At 60.7% G+C, this 20,921-nt stretch carries 19 protein-coding genes; 12 read left to right on the forward strand and 7 right to left on the reverse strand.

Annotated features, from left to right (window positions below):
• Positions 1-17 precede the first annotated feature (17 nt).
• The 5 genes from atpD to glmS all read left to right on the forward strand — a co-directional run bounded on the left by atpD (position 18) and on the right by glmS (position 6,269).
• Positions 18-1,394: a F0F1 ATP synthase subunit beta gene (gene atpD, locus CAG18_RS19840; RefSeq protein WP_013974904.1), complete on the forward strand. Its 1,377-nt coding sequence runs from the start codon at positions 18-20 to the stop codon at positions 1,392-1,394.
• Positions 1,395-1,437: 43 nt separating this feature from the next.
• On the forward strand, positions 1,438-1,857 hold the full coding sequence (locus CAG18_RS19845; RefSeq protein ID WP_003260039.1) for a F0F1 ATP synthase subunit epsilon: 420 nt from the start codon (positions 1,438-1,440) through the stop codon (positions 1,855-1,857).
• A gap of 122 nt (positions 1,858-1,979) precedes the next feature.
• A complete protein-coding gene (gene glmU, locus CAG18_RS19850; RefSeq protein WP_085721407.1) occupies positions 1,980-3,347 on the forward strand; it encodes a bifunctional UDP-N-acetylglucosamine diphosphorylase/glucosamine-1-phosphate N-acetyltransferase GlmU in 1,368 nt (455 codons plus the stop codon).
• A gap of 306 nt (positions 3,348-3,653) precedes the next feature.
• Entirely contained in the window at positions 3,654-4,430 is a 777-nt protein-coding gene (locus CAG18_RS19855) for a DeoR/GlpR family DNA-binding transcription regulator (protein WP_015268400.1), read from the forward strand.
• 3 nt (positions 4,431-4,433) lie between these two features.
• Positions 4,434-6,269 carry a glutamine--fructose-6-phosphate transaminase (isomerizing) gene (glmS, locus tag CAG18_RS19860; protein ID WP_015268399.1) on the forward strand — a complete coding sequence of 612 codons (1,836 nt, stop codon included), beginning with the start codon at positions 4,434-4,436 and terminating at the stop codon, positions 6,267-6,269.
• 42 nt (positions 6,270-6,311) lie between these two features.
• Here the strand turns inward: glmS and lpdA are convergent, their stop codons facing one another.
• Complete coding sequence (gene lpdA, locus CAG18_RS19865) at positions 6,312-7,712, reverse strand: dihydrolipoyl dehydrogenase (protein WP_085721408.1); 1,401 nt, start codon at positions 7,710-7,712, stop codon at positions 6,312-6,314.
• Positions 7,713-7,919: 207 nt separating this feature from the next.
• On the opposite strand from lpdA, the gene cfaB reads away from it, so the two are divergent.
• On the forward strand, positions 7,920-9,104 hold the full coding sequence (gene cfaB, locus CAG18_RS19870; protein WP_015272376.1) for a C17 cyclopropane fatty acid synthase CfaB: 1,185 nt from the start codon (positions 7,920-7,922) through the stop codon (positions 9,102-9,104).
• A 140-nt stretch (positions 9,105-9,244) separates the two neighbouring features.
• Here the strand turns inward: cfaB and cls are convergent, their stop codons facing one another.
• Positions 9,245-10,684 (reverse strand): cardiolipin synthase, encoded by a 1,440-nt coding sequence (gene cls, locus CAG18_RS19875; protein WP_015272375.1) that lies wholly within the window; start codon positions 10,682-10,684, stop codon positions 9,245-9,247.
• Positions 10,685-10,815: 131 nt separating this feature from the next.
• Between cls and CAG18_RS19880 the strand changes: the two genes are divergently transcribed.
• Complete coding sequence (locus tag CAG18_RS19880; RefSeq protein WP_015272374.1) at positions 10,816-11,343, forward strand: DUF3617 domain-containing protein; 528 nt, start codon at positions 10,816-10,818, stop codon at positions 11,341-11,343.
• Here CAG18_RS19880 and folE2 read toward each other — a convergent pair.
• Positions 11,327-12,232, reverse strand: coding sequence for a GTP cyclohydrolase FolE2 (gene folE2 / locus CAG18_RS19885; protein ID WP_015272373.1), 906 nt, complete (start codon positions 12,230-12,232; stop codon positions 11,327-11,329). The genes CAG18_RS19880 and folE2 overlap by 17 nt on opposite strands.
• A gap of 202 nt (positions 12,233-12,434) precedes the next feature.
• Between folE2 and zigA the strand changes: the two genes are divergently transcribed.
• Genes zigA through CAG18_RS19900 form a run of 3 tightly spaced genes read left to right on the forward strand, consistent with a single transcriptional unit; the run spans position 12,435 to position 15,278 of the window.
• On the forward strand, positions 12,435-13,643 hold the full coding sequence (zigA, locus tag CAG18_RS19890) for a zinc metallochaperone GTPase ZigA (protein ID WP_054572034.1): 1,209 nt from the start codon (positions 12,435-12,437) through the stop codon (positions 13,641-13,643).
• A complete protein-coding gene (locus tag CAG18_RS19895; RefSeq protein ID WP_054572033.1) occupies positions 13,640-14,266 on the forward strand; it encodes a DUF1826 domain-containing protein in 627 nt (208 codons plus the stop codon). The genes zigA and CAG18_RS19895 overlap by 4 nt, the downstream gene beginning before the upstream one ends.
• A 40-nt stretch (positions 14,267-14,306) precedes the next feature.
• Positions 14,307-15,278, forward strand: a complete 972-nt coding sequence (locus CAG18_RS19900; protein ID WP_085721409.1) for a GTP-binding protein — start codon at positions 14,307-14,309, stop codon at positions 15,276-15,278.
• Here the strand turns inward: CAG18_RS19900 and CAG18_RS19905 are convergent, their stop codons facing one another.
• A complete protein-coding gene (locus CAG18_RS19905) occupies positions 15,279-15,671 on the reverse strand; it encodes a DUF3301 domain-containing protein (protein ID WP_015272369.1) in 393 nt (130 codons plus the stop codon).
• Positions 15,672-15,791: 120 nt separating this feature from the next.
• On the opposite strand from CAG18_RS19905, the gene pdxY reads away from it, so the two are divergent.
• Positions 15,792-16,664 carry a pyridoxal kinase PdxY gene (pdxY, locus tag CAG18_RS19910; RefSeq protein ID WP_013974845.1) on the forward strand — a complete coding sequence of 291 codons (873 nt, stop codon included), beginning with the start codon at positions 15,792-15,794 and terminating at the stop codon, positions 16,662-16,664.
• Here pdxY and CAG18_RS19915 read toward each other — a convergent pair.
• A complete protein-coding gene (locus tag CAG18_RS19915) occupies positions 16,661-17,146 on the reverse strand; it encodes an acyl-CoA thioesterase (protein ID WP_003260046.1) in 486 nt (161 codons plus the stop codon). The genes pdxY and CAG18_RS19915 overlap by 4 nt on opposite strands.
• Positions 17,147-17,489: 343 nt before the next feature.
• Between CAG18_RS19915 and CAG18_RS19920 the strand changes: the two genes are divergently transcribed.
• Complete coding sequence (locus tag CAG18_RS19920; RefSeq protein ID WP_085721410.1) at positions 17,490-19,250, forward strand: cation:proton antiporter; 1,761 nt, start codon at positions 17,490-17,492, stop codon at positions 19,248-19,250.
• A 261-nt stretch (positions 19,251-19,511) separates the two neighbouring features.
• Here the strand turns inward: CAG18_RS19920 and CAG18_RS19925 are convergent, their stop codons facing one another.
• Both CAG18_RS19925 and CAG18_RS19930 read right to left on the reverse strand, forming a co-directional pair.
• Entirely contained in the window at positions 19,512-19,919 is a 408-nt protein-coding gene (locus CAG18_RS19925) for an SMI1/KNR4 family protein (protein ID WP_013974843.1), read from the reverse strand.
• A gap of 114 nt (positions 19,920-20,033) precedes the next feature.
• On the reverse strand, positions 20,034-20,888 hold the full coding sequence (locus CAG18_RS19930; RefSeq protein WP_061550218.1) for a Tim44 domain-containing protein: 855 nt from the start codon (positions 20,886-20,888) through the stop codon (positions 20,034-20,036).
• Between the last annotated feature and the right edge of the window lie 33 nt (positions 20,889-20,921).

Consider the following 20,921-nt stretch of genomic DNA (forward strand, 5'->3'; position numbering starts at 1 on the left):
ATTCAGAGGATCCAGCTATGAGTAGCGGACGTATCGTTCAAATCATCGGCGCCGTCATCGACGTGGAATTCCCACGTGACGTCGTGCCGAGTGTTTACAACGCGCTGAAAGTACAAGGCGCGGAAACCACCCTGGAAGTTCAGCAGCAGCTGGGCGACGGCGTGGTTCGTACCATTGCGATGGGCTCGACCGAAGGCCTGAAGCGCGGTCTGGAAGTCGTTGACTCCGGCGCTGCCATTTCCGTTCCTGTTGGTAAGGCCACCCTGGGCCGTATCATGGACGTACTGGGCAACCCGATCGACGAGGCCGGCCCGATCGGCGAAGAAGAGCGTCGCGGTATCCACCAGCCAGCGCCTTCGTTCGCTGACCAGGCAGGCGGCAACGACCTGCTGGAAACCGGCATCAAGGTTATCGACCTGGTTTGCCCGTTCGCCAAGGGTGGTAAGGTTGGTCTGTTCGGTGGTGCCGGTGTCGGCAAGACCGTAAACATGATGGAACTGATCCGTAACATCGCCATGGAACACAGTGGTTACTCCGTGTTCGCTGGTGTGGGTGAGCGTACTCGTGAGGGTAACGACTTCTACCACGAGATGAAGGACTCCAACGTTCTCGACAAGGTAGCGCTGGTCTACGGTCAGATGAACGAGCCACCAGGAAACCGTCTGCGCGTAGCGCTGACCGGCCTGACCATGGCCGAGAAGTTCCGTGACGAAGGTAACGACGTTCTGCTGTTCGTCGACAACATCTATCGTTACACCCTGGCCGGTACCGAAGTATCCGCACTGCTGGGCCGTATGCCTTCGGCAGTAGGTTACCAGCCGACCCTGGCTGAAGAGATGGGCGTTCTGCAAGAGCGTATCACCTCCACCAAGGAAGGTTCGATCACCTCCGTTCAGGCCGTATACGTACCTGCGGACGACTTGACCGACCCGTCGCCTGCGACCACCTTCGCCCACTTGGACGCCACCGTCGTTCTGTCCCGTGACATCGCCTCCCTGGGTATCTACCCAGCGGTCGACCCACTGGACTCGACTTCGCGCCAGCTGGACCCGAACGTGATCGGCAACGAGCACTACGAGACCGCTCGTGGCGTTCAGTATGTTCTGCAGCGCTACAAAGAGCTGAAAGACATCATCGCGATCCTGGGTATGGACGAACTGTCCGAAGCCGACAAGCAACTGGTAGCCCGCGCTCGTAAGATCCAGCGCTTCCTGTCGCAGCCGTTCTTCGTGGCCGAAGTCTTCACCGGTTCGCCAGGCAAGTACGTTTCCCTGAAAGACACCATCGCTGGCTTCAGCGGCATCCTCAAAGGTGACTACGACCACCTGCCAGAACAAGCGTTCTACATGGTCGGCAGCATCGACGAAGCGATCGAGAAAGCCAAGAAACTGTAATTCCTGCGCCCCGCAAGGGGCGCTATCAGGTTGAGGCAAGCAGATGGCTATGACAGTCCATTGCGATATCGTCAGCGCGGAAGGAGAGATCTTCTCCGGCCTGGTCGAGATGGTAGTTGCGCACGGTAACCTGGGTGATCTTGGTATCGCTCCGGGTCACGCGCCGCTGATCACCAATCTCAAGCCTGGTCCGATCACGCTGACCAAGCAGGGTGGCGCCCAAGAGGTGTTCTACATCTCTGGTGGTTTCCTCGAGGTTCAGCCGAACATGGTCAAGGTGCTTGCCGATACCGTGCAACGTGCTGCAGACCTGGATGAAGCTCAGGCTCAGGAAGCCCTCAAGGCTGCCGAGAACGCCCTGAATCTGAAAGGCGCGGACTTCGACTACGGCGCCGCCGCCGCACGTCTGGCCGAGGCCGCAGCTCAGCTGCGTACCGTCCAGCAAATGCGCAGAGGCAAGTAATCGGCCCTCGGCTGATAACTTCTGTTGCGATTGAGTAAAAGGGTAGCCTCGGCTACCCTTTTTCTTTTTCTGATTTCTCTCCCCCGGTCATTTCACTGACCACCCAGGATTGGTAGCCAGTAATGTCACTCGATATCGTTATTCTCGCCGCCGGCCAAGGCACCCGCATGCGCTCGGCGCTGCCCAAGGTGCTGCACCCGGTTGCCGGCAACTCCATGCTCGGCCATGTTATCCACAGCGCGCGCCAGCTGCAGCCGCAAGGTATTCATGTGGTCATTGGCCATGGTGCCGAGCTGGTTCGCGAGCGCCTGGCCGCCGACGACCTGAACTTCGTCATGCAGGATAAGCAGCTGGGTACCGGCCATGCGGTTGCCCAGGCATTGCCGGCCTTGACCGCCGAAACCGTGCTGGTGCTGTACGGTGATGTGCCGTTGATTGAAGTGGAAACCCTGCAGCGCCTGCTGGCGAAGGCCAACGAGCAGCAGCTGGGCCTGCTCACGGTGACCCTCGACGACCCGACCGGTTATGGCCGTATCGTGCGTGACGAGCAGGGGAAGGTGACCGCCATCGTTGAGCACAAGGACGCCAACGATGCGCAGAAAGCGATCAAGGAAGGCAACACCGGTATTCTGGCCCTGCCGGTCGCGCGTCTGGCCGACTGGATGGGTCGCCTGTCGAACAACAATGCCCAGGGTGAGTATTACCTGACCGATGTCATCGCCATGGCTGTAGCTGACGGCCTGGTAGTGGCTACTGAACAGCCGCACGACCCGATGGAAGTGCAAGGTGCCAACGACCGTCGCCAGCTGTCCGAACTGGAGCGCCACTACCAGTTGCGTGAAGGCCGTCGCCTGATGGCCCAGGGCGTAACTTTGCGCGACCCGTCGCGCTTCGATGTCCGCGGTGAAGTGACCGTTGGCCGTGACGTGCTGATCGATATCAACGTGATTCTCGAAGGCAAGGTGGTCATCGAGGACGATGTGCAGATCGGCCCTAACTGCGTGATCAAGAACACCACCCTGCGCAAAGGCGCAGTGGTCAAGGCCAACAGCCACCTTGAAGGCGCCGTGATGGGCGAGGGCAGCGATGCCGGCCCGTTCGCCCGCCTGCGCCCGGGTAGCGTGCTGGACGCCAAGGCACATGTGGGTAACTTCGTCGAACTGAAGAACGCTCACCTGGGTGAGGGCGCCAAGGCCGGTCACCTGACTTATCTGGGCGATGCCGAAATCGGTGCTCGTACCAACATCGGCGCCGGCACCATCACCTGCAACTACGATGGCGCGAACAAGTTCAAGACCGTGATGGGCGAGGATGTATTCATCGGCTCGAACAACTCGTTGGTAGCGCCTGTGGAAATCAAGGCTGGTGCGACCACTGCAGCCGGTTCGACCATCACTCAGACCGTTGAGGCAGGCGATCTGGCGGTGGCTCGTGCACGTCAGCGCAACATCTCGGGTTGGAAGCGGCCGGAAAAGATCAAGAAGAGCTGAGTTATACACAGCTGTTTCGATCGAAAGCCGACTTATGTGAATAAGTCGGCTTTTTATTTTGCGGCATATCGCAGCCTCTGTAGGAGCGACCTTGTGTCGCGATGGACTGCAAAGTAGGCCCGACAATTTCTGTTTTGCCTCGAAAACCCTGGGGCCGCGCTGCGGCCCATCGCGACACAAGGCCGCTCCTACAGGGGCCGCGCCAGTGCAGAGAGAATCTATCCACAGGGCAGTGACGACTTGACGAATCGCTCATCTTAGGTTTTGATTGCCATCATTATCTTTCGAATCGAAACTTAAGCGCTCATGTCGAAACGAAACACCCCGCAGCGGCGGCACAACATCCTGGCTTTGCTCAGCGAGCAGGGCGAGGTGAGTGTGGACGCGTTGGCCAAGCGTTTCGCTACCTCGGAGGTCACCATCCGCAAGGACCTCGCTGCCCTGGAAACCAATGGCCTGTTGCTACGGCGTTATGGTGGCGCGGTCCCGGTGCCTCAAGAGCTGCTCGGTGAACCTGCCCAGCCGGTGTCTTCCTATAAAAAGGCCATCGCCCGCGCTGCTGTGGCGCGTATCCGCGAACATGCGCGCATCATCATCGACAGCGGCAGCACCACGGCAGCCATGATCCCTGAACTGGGCCGCCATCCTGGCCTGGTGGTGATGACCAATTCGATGAACGTGGCCCGCGCCATCTGCGACCTCGAACACGAGCCGGTGCTGCTGATGACCGGTGGCACCTGGGACCCGCATTCCGAGTCGTTCCAGGGCCAGGTGGCCGAGCAGGTGTTGCGCTCCTACGATTTCGACCAACTGTTCATCGGCGCCGACGGCATCGACCTCGGCCGCGGTACCACCACCTTCAACGAACTTCTCGGGCTGAGCCGGGTCATGGCCGAAGTCGCCCGTGAAGTGATCGTGATGGTCGAATCGGACAAGGTAGGGCGCAAGATCCCCAACCTCGAGCTGCCCTGGGGCAGCGTGCACACCCTTATTACTGACGAACGCCTGCCCGCAGCGGCACGCGAACAAATTCAAGCCCGCGGCATCAACCTGATCTGCGCCGCGATCAGCCAGGAGCAATAAACCATGTGTGGAATCGTTGGTGCCGTCGCCGAGCGCAACATCACAGCCATCCTGATCGAAGGCCTCAAGCGTCTTGAGTACCGCGGGTACGACAGCGCCGGCCTGGCCGTCCTCACCCAGAACGGTGAACTGCAGCGCCGTCGCCGTATCGGCAAGGTCAGTGAACTGGAAGCCGCTGTTGCCGCCGAGCCACTGGCCGGCCAGCTGGGCATCGCCCACACTCGCTGGGCCACCCACGGTGCGCCGACCGAGGGCAACGCCCACCCGCACTTCTCGGGCCATGAAGTGGCCGTGGTGCACAACGGCATCATCGAGAACCACGAAGAACTGCGCGAAGAGCTGAAGGGCCTTGGCTATGTCTTCACTTCGCAGACTGATACCGAAGTCATCGTCCACCTGATCCACCACACCCTGAAGAGCATTCCGGACCTGACCGATGCCCTGAAGGCTGCGGTGAAGCGCCTGCATGGTGCTTACGGCCTGGCGCTGATCAGTGCCAAGCAGCCTGACCGCCTGGTAGCCGCACGCAGTGGCAGCCCGCTGGTGATCGGCCTGGGCCTGGGCGAGAACTTCCTGGCGTCCGACCAGCTGGCCCTGCGCCAGGTCACCGACCGCTTCATGTACCTGGAAGAAGGCGACATCGCCGAAATCCGCCGTGACCAAGTCTCCATCTGGGACCAGGATGGCCACAAGGTCCAGCGCGAAACCGTGCAGTACCACGAAGGTGCCGAAGCTGCCGACAAAGGTACCTACCGCCACTTCATGCTCAAGGAAATCCACGAGCAGCCAAGCGTGGTGCAGCGCACCCTGGAAGGCCGCCTGGGCAAGGACAACGTTATGGTCCAGGCCTTCGGCCCGCAGGCTGCCGAACTGTTCGCCAAGGTGCGTAACGTGCAGATCGTTGCCTGCGGTACCAGCTACCACGCCGGCATGGTCGCCCGTTACTGGCTGGAAAGCCTGGCCGGGATCCCGTGCCAGGTCGAAGTGGCCAGCGAGTTCCGTTACCGCAAGGTGGTAGTGCAGCCGGACACCCTGTTCGTCTCCATCTCGCAGTCTGGCGAAACCGCCGACACCCTGGCCGCACTGCGCAACGCCAAGGAGCTGGGCTTCCTCGGCAGCCTGGCGATCTGCAACGTCGGTATCAGTTCGCTGGTGCGTGAGTCGGACCTGACCCTGCTGACTCTGGCCGGCCCGGAAATCGGCGTGGCTTCGACCAAGGCTTTCACCACCCAGCTTGTTTCGCTGATGCTGCTGACCCTGGCTCTGGGCCAGGTGCGCGGTACCCTGGAAGCCGGCGTCGAAGCCGAGCTGGTTGATGAACTGCGCCGCCTACCGGCCCGCCTGGGCGAAGCCCTGGCCATGGACGCCACCGTCGAGAAAATCGCCGAGCTGTTCGCCGACAAGCACCACACCCTGTTCCTCGGCCGTGGTGCGCAGTACCCGGTGGCGATGGAAGGTGCGCTCAAGCTCAAGGAAATCTCCTACATCCACGCCGAAGCCTACCCGGCAGGCGAGCTGAAGCACGGCCCGCTGGCTCTGGTGGACAACGACATGCCAGTGGTAACCGTTGCGCCGAATAACGAACTGCTGGAGAAGCTGAAGTCCAACCTGCAGGAAGTACGCGCCCGTGGTGGCGAGCTGGTAGTGTTTGCAGACGAGCAGGCCGGCATGACCAATGGCGAAGGTACCCACGTGATCAAGGTGCCGCACATCGCCGACGCCCTGGCACCAATCCTGTACACCATCCCGCTGCAGCTGCTGTCTTACTACGTGGCCGTGCTCAAGGGCACCGACGTGGACCAGCCGCGTAACCTAGCCAAGTCGGTTACGGTCGAGTAAGCCAGAAGCCAGGGGCGCTTTGCAGCCCCCGGCTATCTCACATCAAATCTGCATCGCCATCCCGTCCACATTCATCGCTGCCTGGCGCAAGGCCTCGGAGCGGGTCGGGTGGGGGTGGCAGGTGAGGGCGATGTCTTCCGCCGAGGCCGAGAACTCCATGGCCACGCAGAACTCACCAATCATCTCGCTGACACTTGGGCCTACCAGGTGCACACCCAGCACTTCGTCGGTCTCGGCATCGGCGATGACCTTGGCGAAGCCTTCGGTCTCGTGGTTGATCTTGGCCCGGCTGTTGGCCGTGAACGGGAACTTGCCGACTTTATAGGCACGCCCTTCGGCCTTGAGCTGCTCTTCGGTCTTGCCCACGGTGGCCAACTCGGGGCGGGTGTAGATCACGCCAGGGATAAGGTTGTAGTTGACCTCGTGGGGCTTGCCAGCGATGCGTTCGATGCAGGCCACCGCTTCGTCTTCGGCTTTGTGCGCCAGCATCGGGCCGGAGGTGACGTCGCCAATCACCCAGATACCCGGCACGGAAGTGCGGTGGTGGTCATTGCCGAGCATGCCGCGCTTGTCGGTTTCCAGGCCCACGCTTTCCAGGTTCAGCCCTCTGGTATAGGGGCGGCGACCGATGGCGACCAGTACATAGTCAGCCTGCAGCGTTTCTGCGGTGCCACCAGCTGCTGGCTCCAGGGTCAGGTTCACGCCATCGGCGCTGGCGTTCGCCTGGGTCACCTTGCTACCCAGCTTGAACACCATGCCTTGTTTGGCCAAGGCCTTCTGCAGGGTCTTGGCGGTTTCTTCGTCGGTGCCCGGACAGATGCGGTCGAGGTATTCGATGACCGTGACCTGGCTGCCCAGGCGGCGCCATACCGAACCCAACTCGAGGCCGATCACGCCAGCTCCGATGACGACCAAATGTTTGGGCACCTGTGGCAGCGACAGCGCGCCGGTCGAGTCGATGATGCGCTGGTTGTCGATGGTCACGCCCGGCAGGGCCGTAGGTTCGGAGCCGGTGGCAATGACGATATCTTTGGCCCGCAGTGCGGTTTCGCTGCCATCCTCAGCCTTGACCACGACCTTGCCGACGCCATCCAGGCGACCCCAGCCCTTGATCCAGTCGACTTTGTTCTTGCGGAACAGGTACTCGATGCCCTTGGTCAGGCCGGTCACGCTCTCGTCCTTCTGTTTCATCATCTGGGCGAGGTTGAGGGTAGGTTTGACTTCGATACCGAGGTGGGCGAACTCGTCACCACTGGCAGCTTCGTACAGCTCGGAAGCATGCAACAGTGCCTTGGAGGGCATGCAGCCCACGTTCAGGCAGGTGCCGCCCAAGGTCGAGCGGCCTTCCACGCAGGCTACGCTCAGGCCCAGTTGGCCGGCGCGGATGGCTGCGTTGTAGCCGCCAGGGCCACCGCCGATGATCACCACGTCATAGGATTTCATGGGTTCAACTCCAGGATGAAGAAGCGCAAGAGGGGCACAAGGTTAAGCTGAGATGCAAGAATTGTATACAATCCGAGGTGTGCATAAGACTAGTTGGTTCTAGACCATGGTCTCGTTTAGAGGAAACATCCCACGAATGAACTACTCTGATCCGGCGACGTTCGAAATATCAGGCGTCGTGGCCAAATACGGACAGGAGGGTCGTTCATGCTTGCGCAACTTCCACCGGCACTGCAGAGCCTGCATCTGCCGCTGCGGCTGAAACTGTGGGACGGTAACCAGTTCGATCTGGGGCCTAGCCCGCAGGTCACTATCCTGGTCAAGGAGCCACAGCTGATCAGCCAGTTGAGCCACCCGAGCATGGACCAACTGGGCACGGCATTCGTCGAAGGCAAGCTGGAGCTTGAAGGCGATATTGGTGAAGCCATCCGCGTATGCGATGAGCTGAGCGAAGCGCTAATGACCGACGAAGACGACACCCCACCGCAGCGTCAGGCCCACGACAAGAGCACCGACGCCGAAGCGATTTCCTACCATTACGATGTTTCAAACGCGTTCTACCAGCTATGGCTGGATCAGGACATGGCCTACTCGTGCGCCTACTTCCGTGAGCCGGACAACACGCTGGATCAGGCACAGCAGGACAAATTCGATCATCTGTGCCGCAAGCTACGCCTGGAAGCGGGTGATTACCTGCTCGACGTTGGCTGCGGCTGGGGTGGGCTGGCGCGTTTCGCTGCTCGCGAATATGGCGCCAAGGTGTTTGGTATCACCTTGAGCAAGGAGCAGCTCAAGCTCGGTCGCGAGCGGGTGAAGGCAGAGGGGTTGGCCGACAAGGTCGACCTGCAGATTCTCGACTACCGCGACCTGCCTCAGGACGGCCGCTTCGACAAGGTTGTCAGCGTTGGCATGTTCGAGCATGTCGGGCATGCCAACTTGGCGCTGTATAGCCAGAAGCTGTTCGGTGCCGTGAGGGAAGGGGGCCTGGTGATGAATCACGGTATTACCGCCAAGCATGTGGATGGTCGCCCGGTCGGGCGTGGCGCTGGCGAGTTCATCGATCGCTACGTGTTCCCCCATGGCGAGCTGCCGCACCTGTCGATGATCAGTGCCAGCATCTGTGAAGCGGGATTGGAGGTAGTAGACGTGGAGAGCCTGCGTTTGCACTACGCCAAGACCTTGCACCACTGGAGCGAGAACCTGGAGAACCAGCTGCACAAGGCGGCGGCGCTGGTGCCCGAGAAGACCTTGCGCATCTGGCGCCTGTACCTGGCCGGGTGTGCCTATGCCTTCCAGAAGGGCTGGATCAACCTGCATCAGATCCTGGCCGTGAAGCCGTACGCCGATGGGCACCATGACCTGCCTTGGACGCGTGAAGACCTGTATCGCTGAATTGCAACAAAGCACGCAAGCGCGACACCATACCCTGTGGAGCGGGTTTACCCGCGAATGCGTCGGTACAGCCACTGACGTCTTCGCGGGTAAACCCGCTCCCACAAGGTCCGCGATACCCTGCAACGGGCGCAGGCGCATCAGAGAATCGGCGAAATCAGCCGAGCAATCCGCATCCCCAGTTGCTGCAGCCGATGAGTATCGCGGCTGTCCTCCGCAGTAATTTCCCGTGCCTGTTCAAAGTCATTGTTCAGCATGTTCTCGACCTGGTCAGCGAAGCCGCGATCGACTGTCAACAGGGTGATTTCGAAGTTCAGGCGGAACGAGCGGTTGTCCAGGTTGGCACTGCCTATAGCGCTGACATCGTCATCCACCAGCACCACCTTCTGATGCAGGAAACCCGGTTGGTAGCGGAACATGCGTACACCCGCACGTACCGCTTCGAAGGCGAAAAGGCTGGAGGCGGCATAGACGATGCGATGGTCTGGGCGTGACGGAATCAGCACTCGCACATCGACCCCACGCAGTACCGCCAAACGCAACGCGGCGAACACCGCCTCGTCGGGGATGAAGTACGGGCTGGTGATCCACACGCGCCGGGTGGCTGAATGGATCGCCTCAAGGAAGAACAGCGAGCAGGTTTCCTGTGGATCGGCCGGGCCGCTGGCCAAGGCTTGGCACAGCACGCCGTTGTCAGGGTAGGCGTCCGGCAGAATCAGCGGCGGTAGTTGGCGCGTGGCCCAGTACCAGTCCTCGGCGAACGACTCCTGCAGGCAGGCTAGCACCGGCCCGCTGATCTGCACGTGGGTGTCGCGCCAAGGTGAAAGCTGCGGATGGCCACCGAGGTACTCATCGCCCACGTTGTGCCCGCCGATGAAACCGAGCAAGCCATCCACCACCACGATTTTGCGGTGGTTACGGAAATTAACCTGGAAGCGGTTGAACCAGCCCCGACGGGTTGCGAAGGCATGAATCTGTACACCACCGTCGCGCATCAACTGGCTGTAGCTTGCCGGCAAGGCATGGCTGCCGACACGGTCATACAGCACGAACACCCGCACCCCCTCGGCGGCTTTGCGAAGCAGCAGTTGCTGCAATGCTTTGCCAAGGTTGTCGTCATGGATGATGAAGAACTGCACCAACACCACGTCGCGGGCTTTTTCGATGGCGGCAAATATTGCATCGAATGTTGCCTTGCCATCGATCAGCAGCTTCACCTCGTTATTGGCAAGGCAGGGCATCCGCCCGAGTTTGGGCATGGCGCGCAAGGCCGCATAGCTTTCCGACTCGCGGGCGGTAAGGGCTTCTTCTACCCAAGGCCGCCAGTTGAGGTTGGCCATGGCCACATGCATTTCCTGGTTGGCCTGGCGCCGAGCCTTGATGTAGGCATAGAACGAGCGCGCACCGAAGATCAGGTAAGGGATCAGGGTGAGGTAGGGGATGAAGAACAACGGCATGGCCCAGGCGATTGCGCCCTGGGCAGTGCGCACGGTGAACAGTGCGTGTAATGCGGCGACAATACCCAGCAAATGAACCAGGCCGAGTAGGTAACCGAAGAAGTAGGGGCTGTGGTAGTCCATATGCATCCTGCTTGCCGAGTACACTTGAGTAACAGAACACGTTCCCGGTCCGCCTTGCAACCTGCAGGTGGATTTGGCGTCTAAGGCACAGACCGGCCCGCTTGGCCGGCTTTTTCCAGGAGCGTTCGTCCATGAAGATTCGTCTGCCACTGTTGGCGTTGGCCCTAGGTGTGAGCAGCCCGCTGGTGCATGCTCAGATGCTACAGCCAGGTTTGTGGGAGCTGACCACCAGCAACATGCAGGTCGATGGCAAGCCGTTACCCGATATGGAGTTCATGCTCGGCCAGTTGAAGAACCTGCCGCCAGAGCAGCGCGCGATGATGGAAGGGGTGCTGGCCAAGCAGGGAGTGACTGTTGGGGGTAAGGGGGTGCGCTCGTGCCTGACGCCAGAACAGGTGGCAACCAACGATATCCCCCTGCAGGACCCGAAGTCAGGTTGTACACAAAAGATAACCGACCGCACCGGCAATGTATGGAAGTTCCAGTTCAGCTGCCCCAAAGCGCAGGGCAGTGGCCAGGCGACTTTCCTCAGTGACCGGGAATTCACCACCCAGGTCAACGGTACATTCAACGCTTCGGGTGTACAGCAGCAAGGCAGCATGAACACCCGTGCCGTGTGGTTGGGTAATGACTGCGGCTCGGTCAAGCCGCGCAGCTGACATCCCATTGCCACTGGCTGGTCGCGACAGCATCGTGGGCATGCAGGCTTTCTGCATGTTCCACGCGCAGCTTGAAGGCCGTGCTCCATTCCATTTGCCGTAGCGCCTTGTGCAGGCGTCGTGCGGCGTCTTCGCAGAACATCAGATTCTGGCCGTTGGCCAAGGCAAAGGCTTGTTCGTCTGCGCGCTTAACTGCGGTCTGCACCGCTGTCCCCAGGCTTGCTTCTATGCGGTCGATCAACTCGGTGATTGGCAGAACCTGCTGATTGCTGCGCAGCCTTACCTGGATTTGCGCGCTACTACGTTGGCTATGGGGCGTCGCTACGATGCCTTCGGCGCTGCCAAGCCACTGCAGCACTGCAGATTTGTCGACCTGCTCTGCACTGAAATGCGCCTGGAACTGCTGCTGAATCAGTTGCCGTGCAAGTGCAGCCGAGCATGGGCAGGTCGAGGAGTAAGGGACAGAAACGGATAGTTCCACGTGGAACATTTCATTTTCGATCCTTGCATCGACTGTGACGGCATAGCTTTTCCAACCCTGCAGCGGGCTGATCAATGCAGGCCTTTTTAGCAAATGCTCGAAGCGCAGACGCAAATAGGCTGAGGAAGAAAGGCCTTCATGGCTGCTGAGGAAGTCAGTCAGCAGCTGGTGGATGGTGAGCGGCGTCAGGGGCTGGTGCTCCAACGACTCCAGGGCGAGATAAAGCCGTGACATATGGATACCGCGTGAGCTGCCGTCTACCAGGCTAACGCCGGCATCGACCGTGGCAGCTGCTGTGCGCCCCTCGAACTGCACAGGTTGGGCGATCCCGCACATACCCACCCAGTTCAAAGGTAAGGCGTATTCATGGGTTTGTGCGGCTATGTCGGGGAGCTTGAGCTGAGTCATCTGCTATTCCAAACAAAAGGGAGATCAGCGGCCACCACCGATCAAGCTGCAATGCCGGGAGGGGCACCCTGGCACGTGGCGGGTTCACTTTTCCTCCCGGTGGGCACTCATTCGTCACGAACGGCTTGGCGAAATTGTATTGTTACTTTATAACATTGTGCAATGCATCGTTTCGAATGCGCTCGCCTGAAGAGGTTTCGCCATGTCCAACCGTCTCCCTGTCACCGTGCTATCCGGCTTCCTTGGCGCCGGCAAGAGCACCTTGCTCAACCATGTGCTGCGTAACCGCGACAACCTGCGAGTCGCGGTCATCGTCAATGACATGAGCGAAATCAACATCGATGCGAGCGAGGTGCAGCGCAACGTAAGCCTCAACCGTGCCGAGGAGAAGTTGGTGGAAATGAGCAATGGCTGCATCTGCTGCACGCTGCGTGAAGACCTGCTCGAGGAAGTGGCGCGGCTGGCTGAAGAAGGGCGTTTCGATTATTTGCTGATCGAGTCCACGGGGATCTCGGAGCCACTGCCTGTGGCCGAGACCTTCACCTTCCGCGACGAACAGGGCCGTAGCCTGTCCGACATGGCGCGCCTGGACACCATGGTCACTGTGGTCGATGGCCTGAACTTCCTGCGTGATTACCAGGCAGCAGACAGCCTGGCCAGCCGTGGCGAAACCCTGGGTGAGGAAGACGAGCGCTCAATCAGTGACTTGCTGATCGAGCAGATCGAGTTCGCCGATGTACTGTTGCTGAGCAAGATCGACCTGATCAGCCAGCACGAGCGCGAAGAGCTCATGGCCATTCTGCGCAGCCTCAATGCTCGGGCGCAGATCGTGCCCATGGTCATGGGCCAGGTACCGCTGGACCGCATCCTCGACACCGGCCTGTTCGACTTCGACCAGGCCGCCCAGGCACCGGGCTGGCTGCAAGAGTTGCGCGGCGAGCATGTGCCGGAAACCGAAGAGTATGGCATTGCCGCCACCACCTGGCAGGCCCGGCGCCCCTTTCATCCACAGCGCTTTTTCGACTTTATCCACAAGCCCTGGAGCAATGGCCGCCTGCTGCGTTCGAAAGGTTTTTTCTGGCTGGCCAGCAAATACCAGGAAGCTGGAAGCTGGTCGCAGGCAGGCGGCATGATGCGCCATGGCTTGGCGGGCCGCTGGTGGCGTTTCGTGCCGCGCGAGCAGTGGCCACAGGATGTGGATAACACTGCCGCGATCTTGAAGAACTGGGTTGCCGAGAGCGGTGACTGCCGCCAGGAACTGGTGTTCATCGGGCAGAATATCGACTTCGAAAAATTATCCACAGCACTCGATGCATGCCTTTTGACCGATCAGGAAATGGAATTGGGGCACATGGGCTGGTTGCGCCTGCCCGATCCGTTCGGTTCATGGCATGAGGAGGCCGCAGCATGAACCCTGCACGCAAGCCTGTGGATATTTTCCAGGTATTTGGCGAGACACCGCAGGTGCTGACCGATGTGCTGCAGGATGGCGTAAACCTGGCGGTATGGCGCCGACGTTTGCCGCCGCAACTGGAGGACTTTGCCGCGCTGGTGGTTAGCCTCGGCCAGCCCTTGGCAGACCAGCGCGTCATCGATGTGGACGAGCGGCACATGCCGGTATTCACCGAACTCTTGCGCGAAGCGGCCGACTTGCACGGCTATGAGGCATTCGTGGCAGATGTGGCCTGGCTGGTGGCGGCCTATACCTGCCTGGTGGGTGCGCAGCGGGTTGGTTTGCGCCTGCGGGTACTGACCGGCCCTATGTGCCCGCGCTTCCATGTGGATAACGTACCGCTGCGTCTGCTCACTACCTACGCAGGTCCAGGTAGCGAGTGGTTGAAAGAGGACGCGAGCCCTCGTGGCAACTTACACACAGCAATACTTCCTGTGGATAACGTTCAGTACTTGCAAGCTGGCGATGTGGCGGTGCTCAAAGGTGAAAAGTGGCAGGGCAACGGAGGCGCGGGTCTGGTGCATCGGTCGCCATCGGGGCAGCAGGGGCGCCTGCTGCTCAGCCTTGACTGGCTGGCCTGACGGCGCATAGTGAGGCATCGCCATCGCCCGAAGCCTCCCCATGCTGCAGAACATTCCCACCCACGTGATTGCCGGCCCGCTGGGGGCCGGCAAGACCACCCTGATCCGTAACCTGCTGGCCCAGCGCCCGGCCAATGAGCGCTGGGCGGTATTGATCAACGAATTCGGCCTGGTAGGCCTGGATGCGGCCTTGCTCAGCCGTGACGAAGACGGCATCGCCATCGGCGAGGTCGCAGGTGGCTGCCTGTGCTGCGTCAATGGCATGCCGTTCCAGGTGGGCCTGGGCCGACTGCTGCGCAAATCCCGCCCTGACCGGCTGTTCATAGAGCCGTCCGGACTGGGTCATCCCTTGCAGTTGCTTGCTCAGTTGCAAAAAGCCCATTGGACTGGAGTGCTGACAATACAGCCATTGCTGATGGTCGTCGACGCGCAGTCGATGGTCCGGAACGAACAGCTTCCGGAGGCTCAACAGCAGGCGTTCGATGCTGCTGAGAGCGTTGTCTTGAACAAATCAGAGGCTGTGGATGAAAACACTAAGTTGTTGATAAATAAGAAATTTAATGAAAAGAAAATATTCTGGACCGTCCAAGGTTGGCTGCCCTTGTCGGACCTTCCGGCTGTACCCCATGGCATTGTCGACAGCTCGCTTGTGGATAACAGTATTGTCGACAATCTTGTAAATCCACCGGCAGCGCTATGGGCAGACCCCGGGCAGCCGATCTGTCTTGCACAGCAGGGAGAGGGGGGTTGGAGCATCGGCTGGCGCTGGCACCCTGGCCAGCAGTTTTATCCACAGCGGCTGCAGGCGTTCTTGCGGGCTTGGCCGTGGCGGCGCGCGAAAGGGGTTATCCACAGCGTGGAGGGCTGGCAATCATTCAATGGCCTGAATGGGGACATGCCCGCCTGGCAGGCCAGCGACTGGCGCAGGGATACGCGTATCGAGCTGATTTTCGACCAGCCGCAATCGCAATCCGCGCTGCAGGCCGGGTTGAGCGAATGTCGTGTCAACTGATCAGTTGCGCCAGCGGTTGTGCTCCTGGCGCCACTGCTGCATCTCGATGACATTGTCGGTGCGCGGTGGGGTCTTGATCTCGAACGGGTAGGGCGCCAGTTCAATCTGCACGCTGTGGGCGCCGAACTGGGTCACGGTACCGGGGTGGCGCTGCTCGCCCGTGACGGTGAACTCGAAGGCGTAGACGCGCGCCAGGCGCTTGCGGCCGTTGGCGTCACGGACAAAGGCGATACGCTTGAGTGCGACCGCGTCGTCGAGCAGTTCGAGGTCGAGCTTGGCGCAATGCTGTTTGACCCGTTCCAGGGCTTTCTCGCGCAACCCGTGGTTGTGCCACAACCAGGCGCCTGCCGTGGCGACCAGCATCAGGACGAAGAGGTTTTCCAGGGTCAACATTTGCATATGCTCCAAACAGGTCGATCCAGCTTAACTGCGTCCCTGGCCTGTCGTACAGGTGGCAATCGAGTTCATACTGCGTCGCGCACAATCCCTGAAACAGCTTTGGAAACCTCCCGCATGAAACGTACCCCGCACCTGCTCGCCATCCAGTCCCACGTGGTGTTCGGCCACGCCGGCAACAGCGCCGCGGTGTTTCCCATGCAGCGTATCGGGGTCAATGTGTGGCCGCTCAATACCGTGCAGTTCTCCAATCACACACAGTATGGCCAGTGGGCAGGTGAAGTGCTTGCCCCTGCGCAAATTCCTGCGTTGGTGGAAGGCATTTCCAACATCGGCGAGCTGGGCCATTGCGACGCGGTGCTGTCCGGTTACCTGGGCAGTGCCGAACAAGGTCGGGCGATTCTGGCCGGCGTCGAGCGGATCAAGGCAGTCAACCCAAAGGCTTTGTACCTTTGCGACCCGGTCATGGGGCACCCTGAGAAGGGCTGTATCGTGCCAGCGGAAGTGAGCGAGTTCCTGCTCGATGAGGCGGCTACCAGGGCCGACATCCTGTGCCCCAACCAGCTGGAGCTGGACAGCTTCTGTGGCCGCCGAGCGCAGTCGCTGGAGGACTGCGTGAACATGGCGCGCAGCCTGTTGCAGCGCGGGCCGCAGGTGGTGCTGGTCAAGCACCTTGCTTACCCCGGGCGCGCCGAGGACCAGTTCGAGATGCTGCTGGTGACCGCCGAGCAAAGCTGGCACCTGCGCCGCCCTCTGCTGGCGTTCCCGCGGCAGCCGGTAGGGGTGGGTGACCTGACCTCAGGCCTGTTCCTGGCCCGCGTCCTACTCGGCGACAGCTGGGTGCAGGCGTTCGAATTCACCGCTGCGGCCGTACACGAAGTGCTGCTCGAAACCCAGGCCTGCTCCAGCTATGAACTGCAACTGGTGCGGGCCCAGGACCGCATTGCGCACCCAAGGGTACGCTTCGAGGCACAGCTGCTGGCGCTTTAAATCGCGTCGGTTTTCAGGTCCTGGTAGCGCTTTTCCAGCTCCTGGCGGATCTGTCGGCGCTGCTGGCCCTGCAGGAAACGGCGCTTTTCTTCACTGCTTTGCGGCTGGCGCGGCGGCACCTGCACCGGGCGACGGTTGTCGTCGACCGCGACCATGGTGAAGAAGCAGCTGTTGGAATGGCGCACCGAGCGCTCGCGGATGTTCTCGGTCACCACCTTGATGCCCACCTCCATCGAGGTGTTGCCGGTGTAGTTTACCGACGCCAGGAAGGTCACAAGTTCACCCACGTGCACCGGCTCACGGAAGATCACCTGGTCGACCGACAGGGTGACTACATAGCTGCCGGCATAGCGGCTGGCGCACGCATAGGCCACTTCGTCGAGGTACTTGAGCAGGGTGCCGCCATGTACGTTGCCAGAAAAGTTGGCCATGTCCGGGGTCATCAGGACGGTCATGCTCAGCTGGGCGTTTCCAGGTTCCATAGTGTGCTCACGGTGAGGTTGCGCGGAATCGGGCGAATGGGGGGCATTATCTGCAGACACTTCTGTTCCCCTCTTTTGAATTTGCCTTCCTGGTACGGGACGTTGGCTGACGCTCCATCGTCACGCCGATCATGCCATCAGCGGCGCTTTTCCAGCCGATCTGTTTCTGCATATTGCACCGCCTCTTTGCGGCGGGGTGCGATGTTAACCTGACTGCACCCATGCAACATGGGCTTTTCCTGCATTCAAAACAGTATGTACTTGCTGCTCGCTCAGGGTTGCCTTGGCAGAGGAGCGGTCTGCCCAGGCATCCAGCAACGGACGAGAAAAGGAGTATCACGCCATGCATGCCATCAGCTTCATCCAGGACCTGGCAGTCATCATGCTGGTTGCTGGCGTGGTCACCATTCTCTTTCACCGCCTCAAGCAGCCCGTGGTGTTGGGCTACATCGTCGCCGGCTTCATCATCGGCCCGCACACCCCACCGTTCGGCCTGATCCACGATGAAGACACCATCAAGACCCTCGCCGAGCTGGGGGTGATCTTCCTGATGTTCTGCCTGGGGCTCGAATTCAGCCTGCGCAAGCTGTTCAAGGTAGGCGCCACGGCGTTCATCGCGGCATTCCTGGAAATCGTGCTGATGATCTGGATCGGTTTCGAGATAGGGCGCTGGTTCGGCTGGAGCACCATGGATTCGCTGTTCCTCGGTGCCATCCTGGCGATTTCCTCGACGACCATCATCGTCAAGGCGCTCAACGACCTGAAGATGAAGAACGAGCGTTTCGCCCAGCTGATATTCGGCGTGCTGATCGTCGAGGACATCCTCGGTATCGGCATCATCGCCCTGCTATCGGGCATCGCCGTCAGCGGCACGGTCAGCTCGGGCGAGGTGTTCTCCACTGTCGGCAAGCTGTCGCTGTTCATGATCGTCGCGCTGGTCATCGGCATCCTGCTGGTGCCGCGCCTGCTGGCCTACGTGGCCAAGTTCGAAAGCAACGAGATGCTGCTGATAACCGTATTGGGCCTGTGCTTCGGCTTCTGCCTGCTGGTGGTGAAGCTCGAGTACAGCATGGTGCTTGGCGCCTTCCTGATTGGCGCGATCATGGCCGAATCGCGCCAGTTGCTGAAGATCGAGAGCCTGATCGAACCGGTACGCGACCTGTTCAGCGCCATCTTCTTCGTCGCCATCGGCCTGATGATCGACCCTCAGGTGCTGATCGACTACGCCTGGCCAATCGTGGTCATTACCCTGGCGGTGGTGTTGGGCAAGATGTTGTCGTGTGGCATGGGCGCGTTCATTGCCGGAAATGACGGGCGCACATCACTGCGGGTGGGCATGGGGCTTTCGCAGATTGGCGAGTTTTCCTTCATCATCGCCGCGCTGGGCATGACTCTGCAGGTGACCAGCGACTTCCTCTACCCGGTGGCTGTGGCGGTATCGGCAATCACGACGCTGCTGACACCCTACCTGATCCGTGCCGCCGACCCGCTGTCGCTCAAGCTGGGCAAGGTGGTACCCAACCGCCTGGCGCGGGTGTTGTCGTTGTATGGCGAATGGTTGCGCAGCATCCAGCCGCAAGGCGAGAGCGCCATGCTCGCGGCGATGATCCGGCGCATCCTGTTGCAGGTTGGGGTGAACCTGGCGCTGGTGATCGCCATCTTCTTCAGTGGGGGCTATTTCGCCGAGCGGATCGGCAACTGGCTCAGCGAGTGGGTCAGCGATACCAGCCAACAGAAAGCGCTGATCTGGGGCGCAGCGCTATTGCTGTCGCTGCCATTCCTGATTGCCGCCTATCGAAAGCTCAAGGCGCTGTCGATGCTGTTGGCAGAGATGGGCGTCAAACCGGAAACGGCCGGACGGCATACTCAGCGCGTGCGCCGAGTTATTGCCGAGGTGATCCCGTTGTTGTCGCTGCTGGTGATTTTCCTGCTGCTGTCGGCGCTGTCGGCGAGCATTCTACCGACCAGCGAGCTGCTGCTGGTGATCGCCGTGGTGGCTGCGGTGGTGGTGGCCTTGCTGTGGCGCTGGTTTATCCGCGTGCATACGCGCATGCAGATTGCCTTGCTGGAGACGCTGGAGAACAGCCGCGAGAATACGCACTGAAGAGAGCAATGCTCCCTGCGCAAGATTTCACCGTCGTCCGAGGGGATGGAGCGGTAGCGATGTCGCCAGGCGCAGAAAGCCTGGCGATATTAACTATACCAGTGGCACTAGGCCATAAGTTTCCCATTTCTGGGCCGGCCTCTTCGCGGGTAAACCCGCTCCCACAGGTACTGCACAATGATCAGCACCTGTGCAAGACCTGTGGGAGCGGGTTTACCCGCGAAGAGGCCGGCACAAGCAGCACCAGATCAGAGATCGAAATCAGCTCTCCAGCCAGACATCCCGCGCCCAGTGCCACACCGATTCCCAGCTGTCTTCACCGACGATTTCCTCTTCGGCATCCCACAGCACCACGGTCCCATCCTCTTCGACGCAGTAGTAGTTGTCGCCGTCTTGGCACAGTGGAATCAGGTCACGCGGTACGCCGGCATCCCAGGCGTTGGCGGCGACGTCGGGCAGGTAGGTATGTGACTGTGGGTCGGTAACGGTCACCGGCTCCAGTGAGCCATACACCACGTCACTGACGGTCAGCAGGAACTCCTTGAACACGAAAGGAATGTTAATGAACAGCTCTTCTTCGATTTCGACCAGCAGGTCCTCGTCGGGAAGCTCAAGGGGCACCGGCACTGGCTCGTTGGCTTCACGGAGTTGTTCGATCACTTCTTCCACGGTTCACTTCCTCTGACCTAGATGACAACGCTGCGCGTTATACCCTAGTAGGCCACTCTGGCAAAAGCAAAAACCCCGGGACAGGCCCGGGGTTTTTTGTGCAGCACGCAGCGGTTAGCCGTTTTGACGGATACCGGCCACCAGCCAAGGCTGGTTTTCGCCCTGGGCGCGAACCATGTGCCAGCTTTCGCTGAACACTTCGCCCTGGTCGAAGCGCGAGTTCTTCGACACGCCACGGAAGGTCAGGGTGGCGTCGGTACGGTCGGCGCGGTCGTCAACACCGTCCAGCTGTACCTCGAGGTTGTCGATGTAGGTGGACTGGAAGCCATCACCCAGTTCGGCGCGCTCGCGCTTGAGGAACTCGAGCATCTGCGGGGTGACGAACTCGGCGATCATGTCCATCTCGTTGGCGTCCCAGTGCTGCTGCAGCGCCTGGAAGTGGTTACGGGCAGCAGCCAGGAAGTTCTGCTCGTTGAACCAGGCCGGGGCGTTGATCACCGGGGCGGCTGCGGCAGCAGGTGCGGCCGAACCACCGAAGATCGACGGCTGGGCCGGCTGCGCGTGAGTTTCACGCTGCATCGGCGCATGGCCCGGCATGGCCATTTGCGGCTGCTGCTGGCGACGGCGCGCGGCGATGAAGCGGAACACCAGGAAGGCGATGAGCGCCACGATCAGGAAGTCCATGATCTGGAAGCCTTCGAAACCGTCGCCCATGAACATGGAAGCCAGCAGGCCACCGGCGGCGAGGCCGGCCAGAGGGCCTAACCAGCGCGAAGCACCGCTGGCGGCCGGAGCGGCACGGCCAGGTGCGGTCGGCGCGGCGGCAGGCGTGGTTGGCGTGGCCTGGCGGGTCTGGTGAATAGGCGCGGAGCCCGAGCTCTTGCCGCCGCCAAAACGCTTGGCGTTGGCGTCCAGGCTCAGCGTCAGGCCGACGCAGAGCGCCAGAGCGATGCTAAGAAAACGTTGCATAAGTGGGATATCCCCTGTTGTGGATTGCACGCG

This window comes from Pseudomonas sp. B22(2017) (genome assembly GCF_002113105.1).
In the GTDB taxonomy this organism is placed as follows: domain Bacteria; phylum Pseudomonadota; class Gammaproteobacteria; order Pseudomonadales; family Pseudomonadaceae; genus Aquipseudomonas; species Aquipseudomonas asiatica.